General features: G+C 73.8%; 7 protein-coding genes and 1 tRNA gene. 4 read left to right on the top strand and 4 right to left on the bottom strand.

Features of this window, described 5'->3' with window-relative positions; all coding sequences use genetic code 11:
• On the bottom strand, positions 1-832 hold an 832-nt coding region (locus GT030_RS10000; RefSeq protein ID WP_161200793.1), incomplete at its 3' end, for a 2-dehydropantoate 2-reductase.
• 93 nt (positions 833-925) lie between these two features.
• Between GT030_RS10000 and GT030_RS09995 the strand changes: the two genes are divergently transcribed.
• Positions 926-1,153, top strand: coding sequence for a DUF2277 domain-containing protein (locus tag GT030_RS09995; RefSeq protein WP_086694155.1), 228 nt, complete (start codon positions 926-928; stop codon positions 1,151-1,153).
• A 79-nt stretch (positions 1,154-1,232) separates the two neighbouring features.
• On the opposite strand, the gene GT030_RS09990 is transcribed toward GT030_RS09995, so the two are convergent.
• Positions 1,233-1,304: transfer RNA gene (locus GT030_RS09990), tRNA-Val, on the bottom strand.
• A gap of 169 nt (positions 1,305-1,473) precedes the next feature.
• Between GT030_RS09990 and GT030_RS09985 the strand changes: the two genes are divergently transcribed.
• The 3 genes from GT030_RS09985 (at position 1,474) to GT030_RS09975 (ending at position 3,784) form a co-directional block, all read left to right on the top strand.
• Positions 1,474-2,850 (top strand): hypothetical protein, encoded by a 1,377-nt coding sequence (locus GT030_RS09985; RefSeq protein WP_161200792.1) that lies wholly within the window; start codon positions 1,474-1,476, stop codon positions 2,848-2,850.
• A gap of 95 nt (positions 2,851-2,945) precedes the next feature.
• On the top strand, positions 2,946-3,530 hold the full coding sequence (locus tag GT030_RS09980; protein ID WP_161200791.1) for a DUF4383 domain-containing protein: 585 nt from the start codon (positions 2,946-2,948) through the stop codon (positions 3,528-3,530).
• 38 nt (positions 3,531-3,568) lie between these two features.
• Complete coding sequence (locus tag GT030_RS09975; RefSeq protein ID WP_161200790.1) at positions 3,569-3,784, top strand: zinc ribbon domain-containing protein; 216 nt, start codon at positions 3,569-3,571, stop codon at positions 3,782-3,784.
• Between the two features lie 63 nt (positions 3,785-3,847).
• Here GT030_RS09975 and GT030_RS09970 read toward each other — a convergent pair whose 3' ends face one another.
• Both GT030_RS09970 and GT030_RS09965 read right to left on the bottom strand, forming a co-directional pair.
• On the bottom strand, positions 3,848-4,681 hold the full coding sequence (locus GT030_RS09970; protein WP_161200789.1) for an HAD family hydrolase: 834 nt from the start codon (positions 4,679-4,681) through the stop codon (positions 3,848-3,850).
• Positions 4,681-5,759: cysteine protease StiP family protein (locus tag GT030_RS09965; RefSeq protein ID WP_161200788.1), on the bottom strand; the 1,079-nt coding region annotated here is incomplete at its 5' end. The genes GT030_RS09970 and GT030_RS09965, both read right to left, overlap by 1 nt.

Genomic DNA, 5,759 nt, shown 5'->3' with positions numbered 1-5,759 from the left:
ACGCCCCGCCGATCGCGTCGAGTTCGAGCGCCCGGCCCGCCTCCGCGTCGCGCTGCATCGAGGACTTGGCCGCCGCCGGGAACAGGTCGTAGCGGGCGAGGGACCCGGCCGGGTCCACCGGGGCACCGCAGGCGCGGCCGGCCTCCGCCGCCTCCGCCACCAGGGCCTCCAGCTCCGCGCGGTAGCGCGTACGGGCCTCGCCGATCGGCACCCCGTACCGCGTCGTGAGCAGGGCGAACGGGGCGAGGAACGCCATCTTGGCCCACAGGGCCGCCGTCTCGTCGTCCACCACGCGCGCCGTCACACCCGCTGCCGTGAGGGCCGAGGCCAGGGCGTCGACGCGGCGCCGCACCGCCGCCGCGCCCGCGAGGTCGATCTCGGTGAAGGGGCTGCCGTGTTCGATCACCACGCCCTCGCCGTCCCCGGCCTGGAGGCGGGTGGACTCCACCCGGATCGTCGCGGGGGCGACCAGCTCGGGCGCGTACCGCGTCCGCAGCGACGCCGGGTGTTCGACGCCGTTCAGCAGCGGCACCACCAGGGCGTCACCGAGCACGGCGGGCGGTACGCGGGTCAGGGCCGCGTCCAGCGTCGTGTGCTTGACGGTGATCAGGCAGGCGTCGACCGGCTCGCGCAGCTCGGTGTCCGCCTCCACGCGCGCGTGAAAGTCCCCGAACTGCCCGCTGCGCACCTGGATTCCGTCCCGGCGCAGCACCTCCGCAGTGCCCTCCCGCGCCAGGCAGATCACCCGGTGCCCGGAACGGGACAGCAGGGCGGCGAGAAGTCCGCCGGTGCCGCCGGGGCCGAGTATCGCCACCGTGGGCCTGTTCGTCATGAACGTGTCCTCTCCTGCGGTCGGCCCCGACATCCGGTGGCCGCCTCACGCGATCATCCTTCACGCGCGGCCCGGTTGGAGGAGACTTGAGACATGTGCCGGAGTATCAAGACGTTGCGGCCGCCCGTGTTGCCCGGTGAGGCCACCGAGGACGACATCCGCGCCGCCGCGCTGCAGTACGTACGCAAGGTCTCGGGCTTCCGGGCCCCCGCCGCCCACAACCGCGAGGCGTTCGACCGTGCCGTGGACGCCGTCACGCAGGCCACGGCGGAGCTGCTGGACAGCCTGGAGGTACGGGGGCGGCCGGTACGGGCGCAGTAGCCGCCCCGGACAGGGAAAACGGCCCCCCGGGACACTCCCGGAGGGCCGTCACAAGCCTCTGGCCTGCTACTTCTCACTGTGGGCGCGGACGGTTTCGAACCGCCGACATCCTGCTTGTAAGGCAGGCGCTCTACCCCTGAGCTACGCACCCGCGACCCGGCGCGTGGCCGGGACGAGTCGACAGCCTACCTTGCCTACGGCGGTGCCCCGCAAACCCCGGAACCCATGGCGGCGGGGGCGAACTGACCGGGCCGTGTGTTCGTCTTCAACGGGTGGGAGAATGACACCACCCAGGGCCAACCGCAGCACGGGAGAGGCATGTGACGGCGACACCGGGCACGTCAGCAGCGCAGACCCACCCGCACCCGCCGTCCCCCGTGCGCGACGCCCTCACCCTGACGAGCCTGCCCGTGCTGGCCGCGCTCACCATGGCCGCCGCGTTCGCCGGCGGCGGCACCCGGCGCTGGTTCGGCGGCCGTGCCGAGAGCCAGCGGGCGGAGGCCCAGGCGGCGAAGGACGCGGCCGCCGCCGCGTTCTACGAGCTGGACACCGCCCAGCGCGACCTGCGCATCTCCATCGAGACCATCTCCGCGGTCGACGACTCCCCCGCGGCCCGCCGTGCCGTCGCCGACTTCGAGACGCTCGGCCGGCGCATAGACGAGGCGAGCCAGACGTACATCCAGGCCGTCGACGCCCAGGATCTCGACCGCGACGACCTCGACTCCGCCGTCGCGAACCGCGCCCGTAGCGAGCTGACGGCCGCCAAGGACGAACTGGTCCGGGTGAAGGGCGAGCTGGACCGCTTCTCCACCTCCCTCGGTCCCCTCCTCGGCAGCGCCGAGACCCGGCTCGCCCGGCTGGCGCCCGCGGTCGAGCGCGCCCGGCAGGCCCTGCTCGGCGCGAGCAACGCCCTGGACGCCGTACGCGAGAAGCGGCTCGGCGCCGACGACCTGGCCGCCCGCCTCGCCGCCCTCTCCCCCGAGCTGACCCGGCTCAACCAGGGTGCCGGGCAGCACGGGGTCGCGGCCACGCTGGAGCGGGCCGAGCGGGTGCAGCGGGAGGCCGGGGCGATCCAGGCCGAGGCCGAGCGGCTGCCGGAGCGCGCCGCCGAGATCGACCGGCGCCTGGTCAGCCTGAGCACCCGCGCCCAGGCCCTCACCACCCGCAGCGGCCAGGTCGAGCCGATGCTGAGCGAGCTGCGGCGCCGCTTCGCCGCCGCCTGCTGGCAGGACCTCCAGCACGTGCCGGAGCAGGCCGCCGAGAACGTCCGCCAGGCCGAGCGCAAGCTGGCCGAGGCCCGCGCCGCGCGGGAGGCCCAGCGCTGGCCGGACGCCACCTCGCTGCTGTCGACCGTGCGGGCCCTGCTGAACACCACCGACGAGGCGGTCTCGGCCGCCGGGGACCGGCTGGCCCGGCTGAACGCCGTCCAGAAGGACCCCCGGCAGGAGATCGAGCGGACCCGGTTCGCGCTCCGGGACGCCCAGCGGCTCGCCATGACGGGCCGTACCGCGCCCGACCCCCGGCACGCCCGCCCGCTGGACGAGGCGGTGGCCCGGCTGGACCGCGCGGTCGCCGCGCTGGACAGCGGCCGGCACCCCGACTACTGGCACTTCCTCACCGAGACCGAGGCCGTACGCGGCACGGTCGCGCGGATGGTCGCGCAGATCCGCGAGGAGCGCGGCGGCCCCACGCAGTGACCCCGCCCGGCGGCGCCCCTGTTGCCGGTACGTGGGGTGCTGGTGAGTATTGAGAAGTACGGGACGGCCTCCGCACGCGCCCCCAAGGAGGCGACATGGCCGCACACGCAGTGCACTCGCGCGACAAGCAGTCCACCCGGCACCGCACCGTGTTCGACGAGCACCTGCCCGTCGACCACAAGCTGAACCTCGTCTACCGCATCGGCGCGGGCCTGATCGGGCTGTTCCTGCTGATCTTCGGCATCCTCGGCCTGGTCGGCCACATCGGTGCCTTCAACGTCGGCAGCGACACGGTCGCGGGCCTGAACACCAACGGCGCGCTGAGCGTGCTCTCCATCTGCGTCGGCCTGATCCTGCTGGCGGGGATGGTGATCGGCGGCAACTTCGCCTCGACCCTGAACATGGCCTTCGGCGTGCTGTTCATCCTGAACGGCTTCCTCAACCTGGGTCTGCTGGACACCGAGAACAACTTCCTGGCGTTCAAGATCCAGAACGTGTTCTTCACCTTCATCGTCGGCCTGCTGCTGATGACCTTCGGCATGTACGGCCGGGTCGGCTCGTCCCTCCCGCACGACAACCCCTACTGGCGCTCCCGGCACCCCGGGGCCGAGCACGAGGACCCGGCCCTCACCGCCCCGGACAAGCGCGCCGTCACCGGGCCGGACACGAAGCCCGGGTGACTCCCCCGCTCGCCGGGTCCGGCGGCTAACCTGTGCGCATGCCTCGCTACGAGTACCGCTGCCGGACCTGCGGCGACACCTTCGAACTCAGCCGCCCGATGGCGGAGTCCGCCGCGCCCGCCACCTGCCCGGAGGGCCACGACGACACGGTCAAGCTGCTGTCGGCGGTGGCCGTCGGCGGCTCCTTGGCCGCTCCGGCCCCCTCGGGCGGAGGCGGCGGCGGTGGCTGCTGCGGAGGCGGCTGCTGCGGCTGAGCAGGACATGAGTACGGCACCGGACAGGCGTCCGGTGCCGTTTCGCCGTACCCCGCCGTACCGCTAAGCCGGCAGCCGCGCCGGGACCACCGCTCCCCGCGCCACCCGCAGGAACTCGCGGGTGATCCGCTCCCCCGCCAGCACGCCCCGCTCGGCCACCGCGCCGACCACGGGCGCGCTCCAGCCGCTGTCGGCCAGCTCGCCGTGGCCGGGGCGCCAGCCGCGGTCGGCGGCCAGCAGGAGGTCGGCGTCCAGATGCGAGTCCCCCGCCGCGAGCGTCAGCTCCGCGCCGGTGCGCCGGGCCACCTCGCGCACCGCCGCGCCCTTGGTGAGCGGCTGCGGAACCGCGTAGATCTTGCGGCCCTGGAGCGACACCGTCCAGCCTCGCTCTCCGGCCCACTCGGCCAGCTCGCCCACCCACTCCTCGGGCAGCAGCTCCCGCTCGACCACCAGGTAGGCGAACAGGTCCTCGGCCACCCGCTGCTTGCGCAGCCAGACCGGGTCGGAGGCCCGGCGCAGATGGTCGGTGATCTCGGCGAGCGGCGCGCACTCGTCGGCGAGGCGGGCCAGCACCGAGGCGTGCCAGTCCCGGTCGGTGACGCCGTCGACCAGGAGATGGCCGCCGTTGGCGCAGATCGCGTACCGGGCGGGCGGGCCGGGGAGGTTGATCCGCCCGTACTGGGTACGGGTGCGGGTGGTCGTCGGCACGAACACCGCCGCGTCCGCCAGCTCGGTCAGCAGGGAGGCCGCCGTCTCCGTCATGAAGGACAGCGGACGGGACTCGTGCACCTCCACGCAGAGCAGCCGGGGCGCCCGGGCGTCGGGCATGGTGAGCGCGAGGGCGCCCGCCGAGTAGATCAGCGTGCGGTCGAGGTCGCTGGCCACCAGTACCGCCATCAGACGTTCACCGCCCGGCCGTCGGCACCCGTGGCACCGCGGGTGTACTTCGGGTGGATCAGCCCGACGCAGGTGTACGGCAGGTCGTCGATCTCCTCCACCGGCACCCCGCGCTGTTCGGCGAGCAGCCGGACGTGGTCGAGGTCGGCGCCCGCGCCCGCCTTGGCGAGGATCTTCCAGGGCACCCGGCGCAGCAGCACCCGCGTGGTCTCCCCGACGCCGGGCTTGACCAAGTTCACGTCGTGGATGCCGTACTCCTCGCTGATCCGCTCCACGGCCCGCCAGCCCTCCCAGGTCGGGGTGCGGTCCTCGGCCAGCAGTTCCTTGACGGCCGCGTCCACTTCGTCGCGGACCTCGGGGAAGCGGGCGGAGACGGCGTCGAGGAAGGCCACCGACACATCGGCGTCCGCCAGTTCGCGGTAGAACTTCGCGCCGTGGAAGTCGTCCGGGCCGACCAGGTCGGCACGGAGCACGGTGCGCGATATCAGGCCGGAGACCGTGGAGTTGAGGCAGGCGGAGGGGATGAGGAAGTCGTCGCGGGTGCCGTAGGTGCGCACGCAGGAGCCGGGGTCGGCGAGGACGGCGATCTCCGGGTCGAAGCCGGTGACGCCCTCGGCGCGCTCGAACTCCTCGATGGCGGCGGCGAGTTCACGGGTGATGGCGCCCTTGCCGGTCCAGCCGTCCACGAAGACGACATCGCGCGGGTCGTGGTGCGCGGCCAGCCAGCGCAGCGCGTTGGCGTCGATGCCCCGGCCCCGGACGATCGAGACGGCGTAGTGCGGGAGTCTGGTCCCGTACCGCTGCTCGGCCCAGCGGCGCATGAGCACGCCGACCGGTGTTCCGGCGCGGGCGAGCGAGACCAGGACGGGGGTGCCGCCGCGCTCGGTGAGCACGGTCTCGGTGACCACGCCGACCGCGCGGGCGATCCGGTCGGCGGAGGTCTCCAGGGCGGCGTGGAACAGCGCCTGGTAGCGCTCGCTGGGCTGGTACTCCACCGGGAGCGACTCCGCGTAGTGCGCGCCGCCGTTCTGCACGGCCTCCTCGCGCTCCTCGGTCGGCGCCTCCAGGCTGACCGCGG

The organism is Streptomyces sp. SID1328, from assembly GCF_009865595.1.
Classification (GTDB): Bacteria; Actinomycetota; Actinomycetes; order Streptomycetales; family Streptomycetaceae; genus Streptomyces; species Streptomyces griseoluteus.
The sequence above is the reverse complement of the archived record's forward strand: the minus strand, read 5'-3'. Positions and strand labels throughout refer to the sequence as shown.